Here is a 19,298-nt window from a genome sequence, read left to right as displayed (position 1 = left end):
GGGCGACTTACTTGTTGACTTCTGAGAGAATTGGCGAGTTACCGCGGAAATCACGGTGCAAGGGATGACAGGAGGAACGGTGGCCATCGGAACACGCTCGACCCGTCAGCGCGCGGCGGTTGCTTCCGCGCTCGACAATCTCGACGACTTCCGGACGGCCCAGGAGATCCACCAGGAACTCCGGGGCGCTGGTGAGGCCGTCGGCCTGACCACGGTCTACCGGACCCTGCAGGCTCTCGCCGACTCCCGTGAGGTCGACGTACTCCGCACCGCCGACGGCGAAACGGCGTACCGGCGCTGCTCGAAGGGTCACCACCATCACCTCGTCTGCCGCAACTGCGGCCGCACCGTCGAGGTGGAAGGCCCTGCCGTCGAGCGCTGGGCCGACAAGGTCGCCGCCGAACACGGCTACGCCGACGTCAGCCACACCCTCGAAATCTTCGGCACCTGCTCCGACTGCCAGCAACCCGCCTGACCCGGGGCTTGCGTTAGAGCGCGCTCTAACCCGTACGTTCGTAGTCATGAACACAACGGGTGTCCTCAGCTCCTCCGACCGCCGTCACGCGTTCGCGGAGCGCTACGAGACCCCGCAGCTGTCGCCGATGGACCCCGAGCTGCTGCAGTTGCTCGAGCTCCCGGATGAACTCCCCGACGTCCTGACGATCGCCGAGGCCGCCGCGGCGACCGGGCTCACCGCCCACACCCTCCGGTACTACGAACGCGCAGGCCTCATCACCGCCGGGCGGGACGAGGCCGGCTACCGGCAGTACGACCGGCAGGCTCTCGCCCGGATCGTGTTCATCACCCGGCTGCGGCTGTCGGACATGTCGATCGGCACGATCAGCCACTACATGGAGCTGGTGTACCAGGGCGAGTCGACTGCCCCGCAGCGGCTCGCGCTGATGCTGGAGCACCGGGCCACGATCCAGCGCCGGCTGCGCGAACTGCAGGCGGCCCTCGCGGTCACCGACTACAAGATCGCCACGTACGGCGGCGACTGCACTCCCTAACCCTTCGCTCGACGCCTGGCTGCATTCCTGTGGATGTCGGTGGGCGGAGCCATGCCTTCCACGAGGAGAAACTGTGATTCTCGGTACCAATGGACCTGACGTCAGCCGGCTCGGACTCGGCTGCATGGGGATGAGCTTCGGCTACGGACCCGGTGACGACACCGAGTCGATCGCCACCCTCCGGCGTGCGCTCGACCTCGGCATCAACTTCCTCGATACCGCTGACATGTACGCCGCCGGCTCAAATGAGGAGCTGGTCGGCAAGGCCATCGCGGGCCGGCGCGACGAGGTGGTGCTGGCCAGCAAGTTCGGCATCGTGATGGACCCGGCGACGTACAAGCTCATCCGGCTCGACAGCTCACCGACGTACGTGCGGTCGGCGATCGATGCCTCGCTGAGCCGCCTTGGCGTCGACCACCTCGACCTGTACTACCAACACCGCGCCGATCCTTCGGTACCGATCGAGGAGACCGTCGGCGCGATGGCCGAGCTGGTCGAGGCGGGCAAGGTGAAGCACCTCGGTCTGTCCGAGCCGTCCGCGGACACGATTCGCCGGGCGCACGCCGTGCATCCGATCGCCGCGGTCCAGAGCGAGTACTCACTCTTCAGCCGTGACATCGAGGCCGAGGTGCTGGCGGTCTGCCGCGAACTCGGGATCGGCGTCGTACCGTACAGCCCACTCGGCCGCGGCATGCTGACCGGCAGGATCGTCGGCCAGGAAGATCTTGCGGACAACGACTTCCGCAAGACCCTCCCCCGCTTCGACGCCGAGAACCTCGAAGCCAACCTCACCCTGGTCGAGCAGATCCGCACCATCGCAGCTCGCAACCACGCAACCCCCGGCCAGGTCGCCCTCGCCTGGCTCCTTGCCCAGGGCAACGACATCGCCCCGATCCCAGGCACCAAACGCCGCACCTACCTGGAGGAGAACGCAGGCGCCCTCGCGGTCGAGCTCTCCCCCGAGGACGTTGCCTCCCTCTCCAAGCTCCAGCCGGTGGGCACCCGCTACCCGGACATGGATTGGGTCGCGGGGACCACCCCGGCTGTGTAACGAGGCGCACCGCCACGCCATCAATCGCGCCGCCAGACCGAGCTCTCCCGCGGTACCGCCTCTCCAGCTGCGCCCATTGATGGGCTGGCGGTCGCCTTCAGCTGATGTTGTCGACCTCCGCCGCGATGGTGGTGGTGTCCCCGTGGCCGGTGTGGACCACCGTGTCCGGCGGGAGCGTCAGGAGTTTGGTGGTGATGGAGTCGAGGATGGTGGGTTTGTCGGAGTAGGAGCGGCCGGTGGCGCCGGGGCCGCCGTGGAAGAGGGTGTCGCCGGTGAAGACGGAGTTGAGGTCTTCGGCGTACAGGCAGGTGCTTCCGGGGCTGTGGCCTGGAGTCTGGATCGCGCGCAACGTCGTACCGGCTACCTCGAAGGTCGTGCCGTCGGTTAGGTCGTGGTCGGGTGAGACGTCGTAGACGGCGTCCCACAGCATGCGGTCGGCCGGGTTGAGCCAGATCGGCGCCTTCGTGGCGTCGCGGAAGTCGACCGCTGCGTTGATGTGGTCGTTGTGGCCGTGCGTGCAGACCAGGGCGACCACCCGGCGATCACCGACCGCCTCGACGATTGCGGAGGCCGAGTGGGCGGCGTCGATGACGAGTACTTCCTCGTCGTCGCCCACCAGCCAGACGTTGTTGTCGACGTCCCAGGTGCCGCCGTCGAGGCTGAACGTGCCGGACGTGATCACCCGCTCGATCCGGGCCGGCATCAGAACAGCACCACCGATCGCAGGACGTCGCCGTGGTGCATCTTGTCGAAGGCCGCCTCGACCTGGTCCAGCGCGATCGTCTCGGACACGAACCGGTCCAGCGGCAACCGCCCCTGTAGATGCAGGTCGATCAGCAACGGGAAGTCACGCGACGGCAGGCAGTCGCCGTACCAGCTCGACTTGAGCGAGCCGCCCCGGCCGAAGAAGTCGAGCAGCGGCATGTCGAGCGTCATCTCGGGCGTCGGTACGCCGACGAGCACCACGGTCCCGGCGAGGTCGCGCGCGTAGAAGGCCTGCTTCCACGTCTCCGGACGACCGACCGCGTCGATCACGACATCCGCGCCGAACCCACCGGTCAGCTCCTGGACCGCCTCGACGACACCGTCGTGGTCCAGCCCCTTCGAGTTGATCGTGTGCGTCGCGCCCAGCTCGGCCGCGACGTCCAGCTTGCGCTGATCGATGTCGAGCGCGATCACCCGGGCAGCCCCGGCGAGACGGGCGCCCACGACTGCCGCAGTACCGACACCGCCACAACCAATCACCGCGACGGTGTCGCCACGACCGACGTTGCCGGTGTTCACCGCAGCGCCGAGGCCGGCCATCACGCCACAGCCGAGCAGGCCGGCCACCTCGGGCTTCGCCGCCGGGTCGACCTTCGTGCACTGCCCCGCCGCGACCAGCGTCTTCTCGGCGAACGCGCCGATGCCCAGCGCGGGCGACAGCTCGGTGCCGTCGGCAAGGGTCATCTTCTGCTTCGCGTTGTGGGTGTTGAAGCAGTACCACGGCCGCCCGCGCAGGCAGGCCCGACAGTTGCCGCAGACGGCGCGCCAGTTCAGGACGACGAAGTCACCAGGCTCGACGTCCGTCACCCCCTCGCCGACCGACTCGACGATGCCGGCGGCCTCGTGGCCGAGCAAGAACGGGAACTCGTCGTTGATACCGCCCTCGCGGTAGTGCAGGTCGGTATGGCAGACGCCGCACGCCTGGACCTTCACGACCGCCTCGCCCGGGCCGGGGTCGGGAATGGTGATCTCTTCGATGGTTACGGGTGCGCCCTTGCTCAGGGCGACGACTCCACGCACGGTCTGACTCATGCCCAGACGCTAACCCGAAAAACTGCCGTAAGCACCCCGTACTACGAGTGTCTGTCCACCGGTCGGGGGACAGCCGGTCCGTCGTCCGATGCTCCTCCGGAACCCCCTCCGGACGGGAAGCTTGAGCCATGACAGAGACAGACTTCGCGGTACGGGTCCGAGGACTCGTCAAGCGGTACCCGGACAAGGTCGCCGTCGGTGGCGGCGACCTGGACATCCTCCGCGGTGAGGTGTTCGCGCTCCTCGGCCCCAACGGCGCCGGCAAGACCACGACCACGGAGGTGCTGGAGGGGTACCGCCGTGCAGACGAGGGTGAGATCAGCGTGCTGGGTACGGACCCGGCTCACGCCGACCGCCTGTGGCGGAGCCGGATCGGGATCGTGCTGCAGACCTCGCGCGACGAAGCCGAGTCGTCGGTCTCCGAGCTGGTCCGGCACTACGCCTCGTACTACCCCAACCCGCGCGACCCCGACGAGGTGATCGCCGCCGTCGGGCTCGAGGACAAGCGCAAGACCCGACCGCGCAAGCTGTCCGGCGGTCAGCGTCGCCGGCTCGATGTGGCGCTCGGCGTGATCGGCAACCCGGAGCTGCTGTTCCTGGACGAGCCGACCACCGGGTTCGACCCCGAGGCGCGCCGGCAGTTCTGGACGCTGATCGAGAACCTCCGCACCGGCGGTACGACGATCCTGCTCACCACCCACTACCTGGACGAGGCCGAGCACCTGGCCGACCGGGTCGGCGTCATCGCCGACGGACGGATGATCGAGGTCGGTACGCCGGAAACGCTCGGCGGCCGTGGAGCCCGGACCGCAAGGGTCTCCTGGTCCGACGCGGACGGCCAGCACGAGCTGCGCACCGACCGGCCGACGGCGGAGGTGGCGGCGTTGATGGCCCGCTTCGACGGCGAAGTACCGGAGCTCGAAGTACGGCGGCCGAGCCTGGAAGACATCTACCTGGACCTGATCTCGGCTACGGCCGCTGCCAAGGCTGAAGCGATCGAAGCTGGAGCACTCTGATGGCCACCTCGCACAACGTCACCAACAAGCCGCTGCCGTCGACGATGGCGGTCGGCCTGGCCCGCACCAAGCTCGAGGTCCGCGAGTTCTTCCGGGAGCGGGAGGCGCTGATCTTCACCTTCTTCTTCCCGATCATCTTCCTGGCCATCTTCTCCGCCGTCTTCGGCGACACCGACTTCGGCCAGGGCGTCAACGCGGCCACCTACTTCACCCCCGGGATGATCGCCTCCGGCATCTTCCTGAGCAGCTTCCAGTCGCTCGCGATCAGCATCGCGCTGGAGCGTGACGAAGGTCTGCTGAAGCGCCTGCGCGGTACGCCGATGCCGCCGCAGTCCTACTTCATCGGCAAGATCGGCCAGGTCCTGATCACCTCGATCGCTCAGATCGCCTTGCTGCTGGCCATCTCCGGGCTGCTGCTCGGCGTCGACCTGCCGACCGAGCCGTCGAAGTGGCTCAACTTCCTGTGGATCTTCGCGCTCGGTACCGCGTCGGGGTCGGTACTCGGGATCGCCTTCAGCGTCGTACCGAAGTCCGGCAAGGCGGCCTCCGCGGTCGTCACCCCGGTGGTACTCCTGCTGCAGTTCATGTCCGGTGTGTACTTCGTCTACAGCAGCCTGCCCGGCTGGATGCGCGGTGTCGCGTCGATCTTCCCGCTGAAGTGGCTGGCCTCGGGGATGCGCTCGGTCTTCCTGCCGGACGACTTCGTCCAGACCGAGCCCGGCCAGTCCTGGCACCTCGGCCTCGGCGCGATCGTCCTGGCGGTCTGGCTGGTGGTCGGCCTGATCGTCGCCCAGCGGGTGTTCCGCTGGACCCGGCGAGACGCCGGCTGATGTTCGGCACCCCTCTCTCCGCGACTGCCGGAGGCGCCTTGAGCGACCTCCGGTGGTTCTGGAGGAAGATGGTGCGCATGGAGCTCTCCGGTAGCAAGGCGGACCAGCCTGTCTGGGTGCGCACCCTGATCGGTTGGCACATCGTCTTCTACGGGCTGCTCGGCGTCACCGCGATCACCGCACTCTTCTCCTCCGAGCTGACCACCCCGCGGCGGATCGCCTATCTGGCCCTGGTCGCGGTACTGGCCCTGTCCTACCGGCTGCTCGCGATGCCGGCGATGATCTCCCGCAGCCGGTGGCAGGCCCACCTGTACCGCGCGGTGATGATCGCCTGCGTCAGTGGAGCCGTCGCGCTCTTCCCGCCGTCGGTCTTCATCCTGTTCATCGTCTCGCCGCAGATCTGGCTGCTGAGCGACCGGATGCACGATGCGGTACCGCTCAGCTTCCTGCTGCTGTTCGCGGTCGGCACGGCCCAGCTCTGGGCGGCCGGCTGGACGATGGACGCCTTCTGGGACATCTTGCCGTGGATGGTGATCAGCCTGGTCGTCAGCCTGCTGCTCGGGATCTGGATCGACAAGGTGATCACCCAGAGCCAGCAGCGGGCCGACCTGATCGAGCAACTCGAGGCAGCACGGGACGAGTTGGCCGAGGCGCACCACACGGCCGGCGTGATGGCGGAGCGGGAGCGGATGGCTCGCGAGATCCACGACACGCTCGCGCAGGGGATGACGAGCATCGTGATGCTCTCGCAGACGGCTGCGGTCGAGCTCTCGCGGGGTGCGGTCGAACCTGCGGCCGGACGGTTGGCGGCGATCGAGGACACGGCCCGCGAGAATTTGGCTGAGGCTCGGGCTTTGGTGGCGGCCTTTACGCCCGTCGCGTTGAGTGGGGCGACGCTGGCCGAAGTACTGCAACGGCACGGTGAGCGGTTCGCGGCTGAGACCGGCGTGGACGTACAGGTGTCGTTGGATATGGCTGATGACGAGGTGGCTGCGTTGCCTCAGGGGCAGCAGGTGGTTTTGTTGCGGGCGGCTCAGGAGTCGCTGGCGAACGTACGGAAGCACGCTGGGGCCACGCGGGTGCGGATCCTGCTTGGGATGTCGGCTGATGGCGTGGCGATCGAGATCATTGATGACGGGGCCGGTTTCACGCCGTCCGCGAGCTCGGGTGGGTATGGGTTGGCGGCGATGCGGGGGCGGGTCGAGGAGTCCGGTGGCACGGTGTCGGTCGACAGCGCGCCGGGGCGTGGTACGCGGGTGCAGGTACTCATTCCGGCGACGGGGCAGGAGGGCTGATGACGGTCAGGGTGCTGGTGGTGGACGACCACCCGGTCGTCCGATCGGGGCTGATCGGGATGCTCGCGGTGACCGACGACATCGAGGTGGTCGGCGAGGCGGCTGACGGCGAGGAGGCCCTCACGCTGGTCGAGTCGACCCGGCCGGACGTAGTACTGATGGACCTGCGCATGCCGCGCCGCGACGGGGTGTCGGCGACGGGCGCGATCGTTTCGGGCTACCCGGCGACGAAGGTGCTGGTGCTGACGACGTACGACACAGACACCGACATCCTGCACGCCGTCGAGGCAGGCGCCGCCGGCTATCTCCTCAAGGACACACCGCACGCCGAACTGCTGGACGGGATCCGGGCAGCCTCCCGCGGCGAAACAGTCCTGGCCGGGCCGGTCGCAGCCCGCCTGATGTCCAGACTCCGTACTCCGGCCACGCCCGCCGCGGTCCAGCCGTCCCCTCGCGAACTAGAGGTCCTCGCCGCCGTCGCCCGAGGCCTCAGCAATGCCGAAATCGGTCGCGAGTTGTTCATTGGCGAGGCAACAGTCAAAACCCACCTCCAACGCCTCTTCACCAAGCTCGACGTCGACGACCGCACTCGCGCCGTCACGGTCGCCATCGAACGAGGTCTGCTTCCTTCACCCCGCCGCTGACCGCGCCCGACGCGGCTAGCGTTCGAGGGTTGGGTTTTGGGAGGGGCCGTTGAGGCGGCGGCTCAGGTCCGACCCGGAGGGGCCTCCGGGCGGACCGTCGTGTGAGGGTGGGGTCGGGTTGAGGCCGGCCCGGGTCGCGTTGGCCAGATCGATGCTGCGCTGGGCGGCTTCTGTGGCGGCTGGGCGGCCGGCGGTGAGATCCTGGTTCGCGCCGTCCAGCCGTTGGCGAGCGGACCGGAGGTTGCTGCCGAGCTCCTCGCGGGTCTGCTCGATCGCGTTGGAGATCCGGCCGTCGGTGCCGACGCTCGGCGGCGCGTGGACCAGACGACGGGCCGTCTCGCGGGCCGCCTTCAGCTGCGTCTCGGCGTTCTTCACTCCAGTACTGGCGGTGCCGATCGAGTTCTCCATCGTGCTGACGCGCTGCCGCAGGATCGACGTCTGCCTGAGCTGCTCGGCGGCCTCCGGGGTCGGCTCGCCGGTCTGCTCATCGCGCTCGACGGGCAACTGCTCCAGGTCGTCGAGGGAGCTCTTCCCATGCGTGAGCGCCCGCGAACTCCGATCGAGGTCGTCCCCGATCTGCTCGAGCTGACCGATGTCCCGCTGGAGCCGGCCGTTGAGCTGATCACTGGTCAGTCCAGCGCTGTAGAGCGCTCTGCGGATGTCGTCGGTGGCATTGTCACGAGCTCCCGGGCTATCGGCCAGCCTGCCTGCGTACTCGCTCTCACGAGCCCTCTGGGCGGGTACGCCCAAATTCCCCGCCTCCTCCAACCTTGCCTCGAGCAAGCGATCGAAGTCAGCCGTCGCATCCCTCGCCGCCATCATCGCCGACCGCGCCGCCACCAGCGCCGACGCCGTCTGATCAGTCAGGTTCGCAGCCTGCTGCCGATCCTCCGCCACCGTCATCGCCAGCCACCCTCCGCTTGCCCGCTTTCATCCGGCGCACTGTGTCGCCGGGCACCATCACCCGGCGCGCCGTTGCCCTGCGCAATGTTGCTTGGCGGGGTGGCGGCGAGTGCGGCCAGGCGGTCGTCTTCGGCGAGTGCGTCCCGTAGTACGGATCCGACGTCGCGGATCTGCGCCTGGGCGGCCCGCAACTCGCGCTCCAGTGCCTGCGGTTGCTCTTGCACGGTCGGCAACTCCTCCTGGACGACATCCACGGTCGATTGGCGAGCCTAGACCTCGGCGGGCTCACGGGCGTTACGTAGTACCGGCTGCTGTTGCCTAGTACCGGCTGCTGTCAGGCCTGCTCGACCTGGTTGGGGATGGCGCCGCCGTAGCGACGGTCGCGCTGGGCGTAGAGCTCGATCGCGCGCCAGAGGTCGCGGCGGTCGAAGTCGGGCCACAGCGTGTCGAGGAAGACCATCTCGGCGTACGCGAGCTGCCAGACCAGGAAGTTGGACGTGCGCTGCTCCCCCGACGACCGGACGAACAGGTCCACCTCGGGCACCCCGGGGTTGTAGAGATGCTTGGCGATCGTCTTCTCGGTGATCCGGTCCGGGTTGAGCTTGCCCGCGGCAACCTCCGCGCCGATCGACCGCATCGCATCGGCGATCTCCGCCTGCCCGCCGTAGTTCACACAGAACTGCAGCGTGATGGTGTCGTTGTTCTTGGTCTGCTCCTGCGCGGATTCGAGCTCGTCGATCACGCTCTTCCACAACCGCGGCCGCCGCCCCGACCACACCACCCGCACACCCATCGCGTCCAGCTCATCGCGCCGCCGGTGGATCACATCGCGGTTGAACCCCATCAGGAACCGCACCTCATCAGGCGACCGGGCCCAGTTCTCCGTCGAGAACGCGTACGCCGACAGGTACTTCACCCCGATCTCGATCCCACCCTTGATCACATCGAGCAGCGAAGCCTCCCCCGCCTTGTGCCCCTCGGTCCGCGGCAGATTGCGAGCCTTCGCCCACCGCCCGTTCCCATCCATCACGATCGCCACGTGATTGGGCACCAGCTCCTTGGGTATCGCCGGCGGCCGAGCCCCCGACGGATGCATGTCAGGAGCCACCACCTCCCCCCGCCGACCTTCCCCAACCCGAACCCGACGACGACCAATAGGCGACATACCCCAAATCCTCCCAAACCCCACGGCTGCAACTTCCTGCACCCCTGTGGATAACCCCCACCCCGACCACCCTCCGTATGCAACCCTTGTACCGCCCGCAACCCACGATCGGAGCCCTCCCCGCATGCACCCCCGACCGCTTCTCATCACCACCGTTGCCCTCTGCGCCACCCTCACCCTGGCGTCCTGCAACAACTCCCCCGAAGCCGGTCACCCCAACACAGCCCCCACGTCAACACCCCCAACCCCCACCCCAACAGCTCCGTCAACACCCGCTTACACCCCCGAAGAACAAGCAGCCATCACCGCCGCCACCGCCCGGTACAGGGCTGCCCGGGCGGCAATCGACCAAGTGATGGCGAACACCGCCGCTTCGAGTCGAGCTCCGCTGGAAGCCGCGGGACTCGGTGGTAGTTGGCTGCTAGCGGTCATCGGAGATGTCCGGTCGTTGCGCGACAGTGGCTGGTATCAAACGGGTTCGACCAAGATCGCGTCGCTCACGGTCAAGAGCGTCAAGCTGGACAACCCGCAGCCCGAGGTTGACCTCGTGACCTGTATCGACTCGTCCAAAACAGTCATCCGCTTCCAGTCCACCAAGAAGCCAGTGCCGATCGGCGCCAGCAGCGCCACCCGACGCACATTCTCAGCCAAGCTCGTATTCGCGGCCGCTGCGGGAAGCACCACGAAGAAGTGGTTCGTCATCGACGAGAAGGGCACGGGCCCATGCTGAGCCGATCCCGCTACCTGGGATTGGTCATACTGGCGCTCGGCGCCCTGCTCACAGTTCAGACACCAGCCAGCGCCACGCCGGTCATTCCTCCGAAGCCAGGTGGTCCGGGCACCTACGTTCTCCGATGCTACGAACAGCGCGACGTCTGCATCTGGGTTCTGCACAGCTATGAAAAGGGCAACGGCAAAGACAAGACCAAGCCCGGCACCCCCGCAAAGCAAGTCAAGAGGGTCTGCAATCACGGTGGAGCTCCGCAGGCTTGCTCCGACGCCGAACTCGGCAACTGGTCCAACAGCGAGCAGTGCTATCTGAAGCGATGGGATCCGCAGCCACCGTTTACCGATCCCGTCTGGCAAGGCCATACCGACGGAGCAATCTGGGCTTGTGTCCGCGAACAGGGGTATGACGAGGGAAAGCACCTGGTGACCAGATTCGTTTGGTTGCCTGGTCCTCCCGACACGGTGGTGACTGATCCGTTGACGTTGGCCTACCGCGCGATCGCGCTGATGAATCTGCAGGCGCCTCAGGTGCGGAGTGCGCCTGGGGTTGGGCAGGTTGGGTTGGTGAATATGCCGGTGTGGTTGTGGGTGGAGAAGTCTGAGAACACGTTTGGGCCGATTACGAAGTCGGCTGAGGTGCCTGGGCTTCGGGTGACGGCTACGGGGGTTGTGAAGGCCGTCGACTGGAAGATGGGTGACGGGAACACGGTCCGGTGCGAGGGCGCCGGTACTCCGTACAGCAAGGCGAAGGGGATTGCCGATTCGCCAGACTGCGGTCACCGGTACCGGAAGACCTCACACGAGCAGCCGAAATGTCAGTACCCGGTCAGTGCGACCGCCGAGTGGACCATCACCTGGCAGAGCACCCTCGGCGACACCGGCCAGATCAACATGTCCCAGCAGGCGGCCACGCAACTGCGGATCGGTGAGGCAGTCCCGGTCCTGGTGGATCCGGGAAGCACGCAACCATCTGCCCCGGCGGCCGGCGACTGCTGACCGTGGCGGGGCGCACGCTGCTCATCGGCGTACGGGATCTCTCCGTACAGGTGACCCCTTTGTTGGCTCTCGCGGCCCGGCAGCTCACACGAGGCCGGCACGCCCACCCCGAGCACTCCGACCAACAGCTGGCCAGCGCCAATCAGCAGCAAGAGCGCACCCGCGTCGGCTGCGTCCGGGTGGACGGGGTAGCAGCTCCCGGCGATCGTCGGCTCCCGGCGATCGTCGGCTCCCGCGCTCGGCTGCTGACACGTGATCGGGCGCAGGCTGCTCGTCGGAGTACAGGTGGGCTCTTTGCTGGCTCTCACAGGCTGCAGCAGTTCGCTCGAGGGCGGGATATCCACCCGAGCCCTGCGACCAACCGCTCACCAGCACTACGCCCATGTTGATTGCTGCCAGTTGGACGGCGCAGGCGCTTCCCGTGATCGTCGGCTGCCGCGGTCGACGCTTCCAGGGGTGGGGGCCGGTTGTTGGAGTGCGGGGTGGTTAGCCGAGGTTTAGTTGGGGGGTGGTGGTGGGGGTTAGGTCTAGGTGGCGGAGGGAGCGTAGGCGGTCTAGGTGGTAGGTGGTGAAGGCGGCTACCAGGGTGGAGGCTTCTCGGCGGGTTTTGGGGTCTGTGCGTTCTGCGGTGGGCCAGTCGCCGGTTAGGAGGGCGGCTAGGAGGGTGACTGTGGCGGGGGCGGGCATCGTGGAGGCTGGTGGGCGGCAGGTGCTGCAGACCATGCCGCCGGCGGCGGAGTTGAAGGCTCGGTGGGGGCCTGGTTCGCCGCATTTGGCGCAGTCGTCGAAGGACGGGGCGTAGCCGGAGATGGCTAGGGAGCGTAGGAAGAAAGAGTCCAGGACCAGGCCGGGAGTGCGGTCGCCGGCGGAGAGGACTCTTAGGGCACCCGCTAGGAGAAGGTGTTGTTGGGTGGCGGGTTCTTTTTCTTCGACCACCAGGCGGTCGGCGGTTTCCAGCAAGACGGTGCCGGTCGTGTAGCGGGCGTAGTCGCTGACTATGCCTTCGCCGTAGGCGGCGATCGAGACTGCCTGGGTGACTACGTCCAGGGTGCGGCCGGTCGCTAGTTGTAGGTCGACGTGGCTGAAGGGTTCCAGGCGGGCGCCGAAGCGGGACGAGGTCCGGCGGACACCCTTGGCTACCGCGCGGATTTTGCCGTGGTTGCGGGTCAGGAGCGTGGCGATCCGATCGGCTTCGCCCAGTTTCTGGACCCGGAGCACGATCGCCTCGTCACGATAGAGCGGCATCCAGCCATTATCTCAGGTCCCGTCGACAAACCCCCGCGACAACCCCGGCTCAGGCTTTGGCGAGGTAGTCGGCGAGACCCACCGCCGGATGGCCGGTGATGTCCTCCACGGCGCTGCTCACGCCGCTCAGTTCGCCGCTGCAGATCGCCGCGTACGACGTGACCCACCCAGCCACCTCCCACGGCGCCGCGCCGAACCCCTCGCGCGACCGATACGCCTCGTCAAGCGTCTCCGGCTCGTACCGCACCGACCGCCCCCACGCCGCGCTCATCAAGGCCGCCGCCTCGGTCAACGTGAACGCCGACGGCCCGGTGAGGTCATAAGTCATCCTCGAGTGCTGCGACGACACCAGCACCCGAGCCGCCACCTCAGCGACATCGTCACGCGTAACCGCCGCAACCCGCCCGTCCCCCGCCGGCCCGCGCATCACCCCGTCCTCACCGACGAACCCGGGCAGGAAGTCGAGGTACAAGTTGTCCCGCAAGAACGTGAAGTCGACACCGGTAGACCGCACATGCTCCTCGGTGTGCCAGTGATCCCGCGCATACGTAAACGTCGCCGACGCCGACGCCCCCACGAACGACGTATAAACGATCCGCTCAACCCCAGCCGCCACCGCCGCATCAACCGTTGCCTTATGCAAGGAAACCCGATCGGCCGACTCCGTCGCACTCAGCAACAACAGCGTCGAGACCCCATCCAGCGCGTCCAGCAGCGCGGAGTGCTCCCCGTACGCCGCCTGCGCCACCTCAGCCCCAGCCAGTGCAGGCGCCCGCCCCGGATCCCGCACGATCAGCCGCTGCGGTACCCCGTCCGCCGCGAGCAGCCGCGCGATCCGCGAGCCGAGCTGACCGGTCGACCCGGTAACCCCGATCACTTGCCGACCTGCTTCATCCCGCTCGGCGCGTACCGATCCCCCGCGACCGCATCCGGCGGGAAGGCAGCATCCAAAGCCGCCAGCTCGTCGGCATTCAGCGAAACGTCAACAGCCCCAAGGTTCTCAGCCAGGTACTTCCGCCGCTTCGTCCCCGGGATCGGCACGACATCATTGCCCTGAGCAAGCAACCAGGCCAGCGCCAGCTGACTCGGCAGCACGCCCTTCGAAGCAGCAAGCGACCGCACACGAGCGACCAGATCCAGATTGCGCTGGAAGTTCTCCCCACTGAACCGAGGCAACCCACGCCGCATGTCGTCCGGCTCGAAGTCATCCGGCGACGTGATCTGCCCGGTCAGGAAGCCACGCCCCAGCGGGCTGAACGGCACGAACCCGATCCCCAGCTCGCGCAGCGTCGGCAGTACGCCGGTCTCCGGGTCGCGCGTCCACAACGACCACTCACTCTGTACTGCGCTGATCGGGTGCACCGCATGCGCCGCCCGCACCGTCTCCCCCGACACCTCCGACAACCCGATGTAGCGAACCTTGCCGGCCTCGACCGCCAAAGCCATCGCCCCGACCGTCTCCTCGATCGGCACCTCCGGGTCGCGCCGGTGCAGGTACCACAGATCGATGTAATCGACCCCGAGCCGCCGCAGGGACGCGTCGAGCGCGGTCGCCGCGTACTCCGGCCGCCCGTTCACCACCGTCGGCGTCGCCGCATCCGTCGACGAGCGCTGGAACCCGAACTTGGTCGCCAGTACCACCTCGGACCGGCGGCCGGCCAGCGCCCGCCCGACGAGCTCCTCGTTCGCCCCGTCGCCGTACACGTCGGCGGTGTCGATGAAGGTGCAGCCGGCGTCGATCGCAGCGTGCACGGTGGCGATCGACTCCGCGTCGTCGGCCTGCACGCCGTACGACTGGGACATCCCCATGCAGCCGAGGCCGAGGCTGGAAACGGTCAGTTCTCCGAGCTGGGATTCACGCATACCGGAAAACCTATACCGCAGTAACGACTCTGTGTCATTTGGCCTCTGACGGGCTGGCCGACCCCGGTTTTCCGTATCTTCGGCCGGGAAGTGAATCGTTGTCCAAGGGGTGGAACGGCTTAGGGGTGGGCCACTGATGTTCATCAGGCAAGCGTTGCGGTACCGGTGGTCGCAGATGCTGGTGCTCGCGGGGGTGAGCGTGCTGATCGGCGCCTGCGCGGCGTTCGCGCCGTGGTTCTCCCGCGCGGTCGAGCAGACGGTCACCACGGAGACCTTGGCCGGCCAGTGGCTGTCGGCCAGCTGGCAACTGGAGGCGAGCCCGCCACCGCTGGTCAGCGGCCCCAACGCCGCGATGGCCCCCGAGCGCATCGCCACCCTGATCCCCGAGGATCTGCGGCGACTGTTCAGTCCACCGCTCTACGGCATGTCGGTCGAGGTCGGCTGGGGTCTCGGCAAGCCGGATCAGACCGGCAAGGTGGCCTGGCGCGACGGCTACTGCGAGAAGCTCGTACTGACGAAAGGCCGCTGTCCGAGCGCCCCGAACGAGGCCGCCGTCTCGACCAAGGACGTGCAGAACTTCGGCGCCGCCATCGGCTCCCGCCTGAACGCCCAAGCCAGCAAGTACGCCGGTGGCGGCACACTCCGCGTAGTCGGCATCTACCGCGCCGACAACAACGACCGGTACTGGTACGGACTCGGCCCGACGGGCCACTCGCTGCCGGCCAGCGAAACCCGGCCGGCCACCTCCGACTACATCTTCACCACGCGGGACACCCTGGAGAAGGGCGTCTGGGGCGCTCACTCGACGGTGGACGTCCACCCGCTGCCGGGCACTGTCCGGGTCGACGACCTGGCCCGGCTCCGGCAGGCGACCGAGGACTCCAACGTCGAGGGCGCCGAACTCGCGGCAGCCAACACCTCCTCACTGTCCGGCGTCATCGACGGGATCACCGCCGAGCGCAAGCAGGCCGCCACGATCATCCCGCTGGTGATGGTCCAGGTGGCCCTGTTCGGCGTCGTGGTGCTCGCCCTTGCGCTGGCCGCGGTTGTCGACCAGCGCCGGCCGGAGCTGGCCATCTCCCGGTTGCGCGGTGCCGGCGCCCGGCGTACCGGTCGGTCGTTGGCCACTGAGCTGGCGGTGCCGGTGCTGGTCGGCACGCTGCTTGGTGCACTGGTCGGCTTCGGGCTGCTGCTGGTGGTTCGGAGTACCTGGCTGAACGGTGGGGCGCCAATAGAGCTGCCCTGGACAGTACCGGCGGCTACTGCCCTCGCGGCCCTCGTCGGACTCGCAGTGGTGGCCTGGACGATCCGGGCGGTCATCAAGCAGCCGATCTCGACGCTGCTCCGGCGGATCGTGCCGCGGCGCCGGGGCCGGACCATCGGCCTGATCGACGTCATCGTCATCGTGATCGCGTCGGCGGGGCTGCTGGGCGCGCTGACCGGTGGTGGCCGAGGTCCACTGCCGGTACTGACGCCAAGCCTGCTCGCCTTGGCAGTCGGCCTCACCTTCGCCCACCTCCTCCTCCCGACCGCGGGCCTGATCAGCAGGCAGGCGCTCCGCCGCGGTCAGCTCGGTCTGGCGCTCGGAGCTCTGCAGGTAGCTCGGCGACCGGCCGTGACCCGGATCGTCGCGGTGGTCGCCGTGGCGACGGCACTGGTCTCGTTCGCCGGCCAGGCGTCATCCGTTGCCGACCGCAACCGCGACTTCCGCGCCGGGTACGAGGTCGGCGCGGACGGCGTGCTGTCGATGGACGTCCGGGTCTTCTCCGACTTCAGCACCGCGATCGACAAGATCGACCACGACCGGCGCTGGATGACCCCGGTCGTGCTCTCCTCCCCGTCGAACCCGGACGGCCTGCGCACGCTGATGATCGAGCCGGACAGCTACCAGCGGGTGGCCTTCCACGGCGACAAACTGACCGACGCCGACGGCTTCCGCCGGCTGAAGGCCCCGACCGAGCCGCCGCCGATCACGGTCAAGGGCGGGCGGTTGATGATCACCGCGACGCCCGGCGCGATGCAGACCTACGTGCCACCCACCGGGGACGGCCAGGAGGCCGAAGTCGGCCCGCCGGCCAAGTCCGTCGTGCTCCAGGCAACGCTTTTCAGCCATCAGACCGGCTCCCGGTTCCTGGTCGAGTTCAAGCCGATGCAGCTGGTGGCCGGCAAACCGATCGAGCTCAGCCAGCAGATCGTCTGCCCCGAGACCTGCGACCTGATCCGGCTGGGCGTCGGCCGCGAGCTGAGCGACTCGGCCGGTATCCGCGGCGAGATCACCATCGACAAGGTCGCCACCGACCTCCAGCCGTCGATCCCGCTCGGCAAGTCGGGCAACTGGAACGCGCCCGACCAGACCGAAGGCGACGCCGTCAACCTGGGCACCATCACCGCGTCCGACGGCCCGCCGAACGGCCTGGTCCTCGGCATCACCAGCATCGGCCGCGATCTGGATGTCCAGACCACCAGGATCCCGATCGCGGTACCGGCGCTGATCAGCCCGGAGTACGTGGTCAGCGATTCCCAGACCGTGCCCGGCCTGGACGGGCTCGCGTTCCCGGTCGAGAGGCTCGACCGGCTGCGCACCGCCATCCCGCGCTACAGCGAGCACACCGCGGTCGTCGATCTGGAGACGGTACGCCGGCTGGGCGGCAGCGTGGCCGATACGAGTACCGACTTCGAGCTCTGGCTGAACGAGGACGGCCTGGCCCACTCCCAACAGATCATCGACGAACTGGGCAAGGCCGGGATCCTCGCGACGCTCATCGACCGCAAGTCCGACCAGGTCGCCACCTACGGCCGCTCCGCCAGCGCACTGGCTCTCCAGTTGACGCCGGTGATCGGCATCGCGGGCTGGGCGCTGGCGCTCGTCGTGTTGCTGCTGATGATCGTCACCTCGTGGCGCTCGCGGGCCCAGGATTACGCGAGCCTGCGCATCACCGGCGTACCGGCTGCGACGACCGGCAGGGCGGCCCGGTGGGAGCAGACCGGGCCGGTCGCATTGGCTGCGTTGCTCGGGTCGGCCTGCGGCGTCATCGGGGCCCACGTCGCGCTGCCGATGATCCCGCTCTTCGCCCCGACCAGCCAACCGTCACCGATCCCCCTCGACCTCGCCACCAACTGGTCCGTCGCGTTGGCGCTGACGTTGCTCAGTACGGCGATCATGACCGCGGCGACCCTGCTGCTCGGCACCGGCGTCAACCGGCGAGCGGGCTATACCCGGATCCGGGAGGAACTGTCATGACCGGCCTCGCGATCAACACGACCGGCCTGGTGCACATCTACCGGAGTCAAGGGCACGACGTCGCGGCCCTGTCCGGGATCGGGATCAGCGTCCGGCCGGGCGAACTGGTCGGCCTGCTCGGACCATCCGGTGCGGGAAAGTCAACCCTGCTTCAGCTCTGTGGTGGGTTGCTGACCCCGAGCGCCGGGCGGCTGCAGATCGGTGAGCATCACATCGCCACCATGACCGAGTCCGAGCTCGACCAGATGCGGGCGGGCGATGTCGGCATCGTGCTGCAGGGGGCCGGGCGCAACCTCATCCCGTATCTGACGCCTGAGGACAATGTTCGGTACGCCCAACGCGCCGCAGTACGCGGGCGGCCGCTGCCGGCCCCGAAGGAAGTACTCGATCTTGTTGGCCTGAGCAACCATGCGCAGACTCCGCTGGAACGGTTGACGCCCGGTCAGATCCAGCTCTGCGCTGTCGCGGTCGGGATCGCGACTTTCCCAGGGTTGTTGCTGGCCGATGAGCCGACCAGTCAGCTCGATCACCGGGCGCGGGACGAAGTACTAGCCGCGATCTCGACGATCAACAAGGCGACCGGGATGACCGTTCTGCTGATCACGCATGACCCGGATGTGGCGGCGGTGCTGCCGCGCACGATCACGATCAAGGACGGGCGGATCGCGTCCGAAGGCCGGTCGGGTGAGGAGTTCGCGGTAGTCGCGACCGACGGGTCGTTGCCGTTGCCGCCGCATGTCGCGGAGCTGTTGCCGCCGGGCACGTTGTTGCGCGTGACCACCACCGAGGACGGCGAGGTCCGGTTGACGCCGGTTGAGCAGGAGGACCAGACATGATCACCGTCACCAACCTCACTGTCGCGTACGGCGATCTGGTCGCAGTGGCTGACGTCTCGCTCCGAGTGCCGCCGGGCTATGTGCTGGCGGTCAGCGGACCGTCGGGAGCCGGCAAGAGTTCGTTGCTCTGGGCAATCGCCGGCGCGGTCTCAGCCAAGTCGGGCTCGGTCGAGGTCGACGGGCTGGAGATCGTCGACCGGCCGCGGGCGGCGGCGCACGGCGTCGTACTGATTCCGCAGGGCAACGGGTTGGCCCGGGTGCTTACGGCCCGGGAGAACCTGTCGATGCCGTTGCTGGCCGAGCGCCGCTTGCCGTCGGACGACCAGGATCGCGACGAAGCCTTGGAGTCGATCGACGAGATCATCGCGAAAGCGCTCTCCGATGTCGGGCTGGAGGAGAGCGGCGACCACCTGGTCGAGGAGCTGTCCGGCGGTGAACAGCAACGCGTCGCCGTCGCTCGCGGCCTGGCCCAGCGTGGCAAGGTGATCCTCGCCGACGAGTCCACCAGCGAGCTCGACAGCACCAACAGAGAGCGCGTTCTCGAGTTGCTGCGGACCGAGGCGGACCGCGGCGCCGCCGTCATCATCGCCACCCACGACCCCAGCGTCGCCGCCGGCGCCGACGGCCACGCGCTCATGGACGAAGGCCACCTCACCTGGGAACGCCGTCTGTAGCGA

General features: G+C 68.0%; 20 protein-coding genes. 12 read left to right on the top strand and 8 right to left on the bottom strand.

Annotated elements, in window-relative coordinates:
• Window positions 1–79: 79 nt before the first annotated feature.
• From OHA70_RS25060 to OHA70_RS25050, 3 genes are all read left to right on the top strand, one after another.
• Window positions 80–475, top strand: coding sequence for a Fur family transcriptional regulator (locus tag OHA70_RS25060; RefSeq protein WP_328321700.1), 396 nt, complete (start codon window positions 80–82; stop codon window positions 473–475).
• 46 nt (window positions 476–521) lie between these two features.
• Window positions 522–1,010: a MerR family transcriptional regulator gene (locus tag OHA70_RS25055; RefSeq protein ID WP_328321698.1), complete on the top strand. Its 489-nt coding sequence runs from the start codon at window positions 522–524 to the stop codon at window positions 1,008–1,010.
• A gap of 73 nt (window positions 1,011–1,083) precedes the next feature.
• The gene (locus OHA70_RS25050; RefSeq protein WP_328321696.1) at window positions 1,084–2,061 is read left to right on the top strand and encodes an aldo/keto reductase; all 978 of its coding nucleotides are present in this window, start codon (window positions 1,084–1,086) and stop codon (window positions 2,059–2,061) included.
• Between the two features lie 97 nt (window positions 2,062–2,158).
• Here the strand turns inward: OHA70_RS25050 and OHA70_RS25045 are convergent, their stop codons facing one another.
• Window positions 2,159–2,764, bottom strand: a complete 606-nt coding sequence (locus tag OHA70_RS25045) for an MBL fold metallo-hydrolase (RefSeq protein ID WP_328321694.1) — start codon at window positions 2,762–2,764, stop codon at window positions 2,159–2,161.
• A complete protein-coding gene (locus OHA70_RS25040; RefSeq protein ID WP_328321692.1) occupies window positions 2,764–3,858 on the bottom strand; it encodes an S-(hydroxymethyl)mycothiol dehydrogenase in 1,095 nt (364 codons plus the stop codon). Before OHA70_RS25040 ends, OHA70_RS25045 begins: the two co-directional genes overlap by 1 nt.
• Window positions 3,859–3,986: 128 nt before the next feature.
• Here OHA70_RS25040 and OHA70_RS25035 point away from each other — a divergent pair, with 128 nt between their 5' ends.
• From OHA70_RS25035 to OHA70_RS25020, 4 genes are all read left to right on the top strand, one after another.
• Window positions 3,987–4,874 carry an ABC transporter ATP-binding protein gene (locus OHA70_RS25035; protein ID WP_328321690.1) on the top strand — a complete coding sequence of 296 codons (888 nt, stop codon included), beginning with the start codon at window positions 3,987–3,989 and terminating at the stop codon, window positions 4,872–4,874.
• On the top strand, window positions 4,874–5,704 hold the full coding sequence (locus OHA70_RS25030) for an ABC transporter permease (protein WP_328321688.1): 831 nt from the start codon (window positions 4,874–4,876) through the stop codon (window positions 5,702–5,704). The genes OHA70_RS25035 and OHA70_RS25030 overlap by 1 nt, the downstream gene beginning before the upstream one ends.
• A gap of 77 nt (window positions 5,705–5,781) precedes the next feature.
• The gene (locus OHA70_RS25025; protein WP_328321686.1) at window positions 5,782–6,999 is read left to right on the top strand and encodes a sensor histidine kinase; all 1,218 of its coding nucleotides are present in this window, start codon (window positions 5,782–5,784) and stop codon (window positions 6,997–6,999) included.
• Window positions 6,999–7,643: a response regulator transcription factor gene (locus tag OHA70_RS25020; RefSeq protein WP_328321684.1), complete on the top strand. Its 645-nt coding sequence runs from the start codon at window positions 6,999–7,001 to the stop codon at window positions 7,641–7,643. Before OHA70_RS25025 ends, OHA70_RS25020 begins: the two co-directional genes overlap by 1 nt.
• A 15-nt stretch (window positions 7,644–7,658) precedes the next feature.
• Here the strand turns inward: OHA70_RS25020 and OHA70_RS25015 are convergent, their stop codons facing one another.
• From OHA70_RS25015 to OHA70_RS25005, 3 genes are all read right to left on the bottom strand, one after another.
• Window positions 7,659–8,546, bottom strand: a complete 888-nt coding sequence (locus OHA70_RS25015; RefSeq protein WP_328321683.1) for a hypothetical protein — start codon at window positions 8,544–8,546, stop codon at window positions 7,659–7,661.
• On the bottom strand, window positions 8,543–8,800 hold the full coding sequence (locus OHA70_RS25010; RefSeq protein WP_328321681.1) for a hypothetical protein: 258 nt from the start codon (window positions 8,798–8,800) through the stop codon (window positions 8,543–8,545). The genes OHA70_RS25015 and OHA70_RS25010 overlap by 4 nt, the downstream gene beginning before the upstream one ends.
• A gap of 80 nt (window positions 8,801–8,880) precedes the next feature.
• A complete protein-coding gene (locus OHA70_RS25005; RefSeq protein ID WP_328335208.1) occupies window positions 8,881–9,642 on the bottom strand; it encodes an isoprenyl transferase in 762 nt (253 codons plus the stop codon).
• A 193-nt stretch (window positions 9,643–9,835) separates the two neighbouring features.
• Here OHA70_RS25005 and OHA70_RS25000 point away from each other — a divergent pair, with 193 nt between their 5' ends.
• Window positions 9,836–10,441: a hypothetical protein gene (locus OHA70_RS25000; protein WP_328321679.1), complete on the top strand. Its 606-nt coding sequence runs from the start codon at window positions 9,836–9,838 to the stop codon at window positions 10,439–10,441.
• Window positions 10,435–11,436, top strand: a complete 1,002-nt coding sequence (locus OHA70_RS24995; RefSeq protein ID WP_328321677.1) for a hypothetical protein — start codon at window positions 10,435–10,437, stop codon at window positions 11,434–11,436. The genes OHA70_RS25000 and OHA70_RS24995 overlap by 7 nt, the downstream gene beginning before the upstream one ends.
• Before the next feature lie 486 nt (window positions 11,437–11,922).
• On the opposite strand, the gene recO is transcribed toward OHA70_RS24995, so the two are convergent.
• The 3 genes from recO to OHA70_RS24980 are packed head-to-tail and all read right to left on the bottom strand — an operon-like array spanning window position 11,923 to window position 14,544.
• Window positions 11,923–12,681 (bottom strand): DNA repair protein RecO, encoded by a 759-nt coding sequence (gene recO, locus OHA70_RS24990; protein WP_328321675.1) that lies wholly within the window; start codon window positions 12,679–12,681, stop codon window positions 11,923–11,925.
• A gap of 49 nt (window positions 12,682–12,730) precedes the next feature.
• Entirely contained in the window at window positions 12,731–13,558 is an 828-nt protein-coding gene (locus OHA70_RS24985; RefSeq protein ID WP_328321673.1) for an SDR family oxidoreductase, read from the bottom strand.
• The gene (locus tag OHA70_RS24980) at window positions 13,555–14,544 is read right to left on the bottom strand and encodes an aldo/keto reductase (RefSeq protein ID WP_328321671.1); all 990 of its coding nucleotides are present in this window, start codon (window positions 14,542–14,544) and stop codon (window positions 13,555–13,557) included. Before OHA70_RS24980 ends, OHA70_RS24985 begins: the two co-directional genes overlap by 4 nt.
• 136 nt (window positions 14,545–14,680) lie before the next feature.
• Between OHA70_RS24980 and OHA70_RS24975 the strand changes: the two genes are divergently transcribed.
• Genes OHA70_RS24975 through OHA70_RS24965 form a run of 3 tightly spaced genes read left to right on the top strand, consistent with a single transcriptional unit; the run spans window position 14,681 to window position 19,295 of the window.
• A complete protein-coding gene (locus tag OHA70_RS24975) occupies window positions 14,681–17,785 on the top strand; it encodes an ABC transporter permease (RefSeq protein ID WP_328321669.1) in 3,105 nt (1,034 codons plus the stop codon).
• On the top strand, window positions 17,782–18,621 hold the full coding sequence (locus OHA70_RS24970) for an ABC transporter ATP-binding protein (RefSeq protein WP_328321667.1): 840 nt from the start codon (window positions 17,782–17,784) through the stop codon (window positions 18,619–18,621). Before OHA70_RS24975 ends, OHA70_RS24970 begins: the two co-directional genes overlap by 4 nt.
• A complete protein-coding gene (locus OHA70_RS24965) occupies window positions 18,618–19,295 on the top strand; it encodes an ABC transporter ATP-binding protein (RefSeq protein WP_328321665.1) in 678 nt (225 codons plus the stop codon). Before OHA70_RS24970 ends, OHA70_RS24965 begins: the two co-directional genes overlap by 4 nt.
• Window positions 19,296–19,298 lie beyond the last annotated feature (3 nt).

Source organism: Kribbella sp. NBC_00382, assembly GCF_036067295.1.
In the GTDB taxonomy this organism is placed as follows: Bacteria; Actinomycetota; Actinomycetes; order Propionibacteriales; family Kribbellaceae; genus Kribbella.
This window is presented reverse-complemented; position numbering and strand designations above follow the sequence as displayed.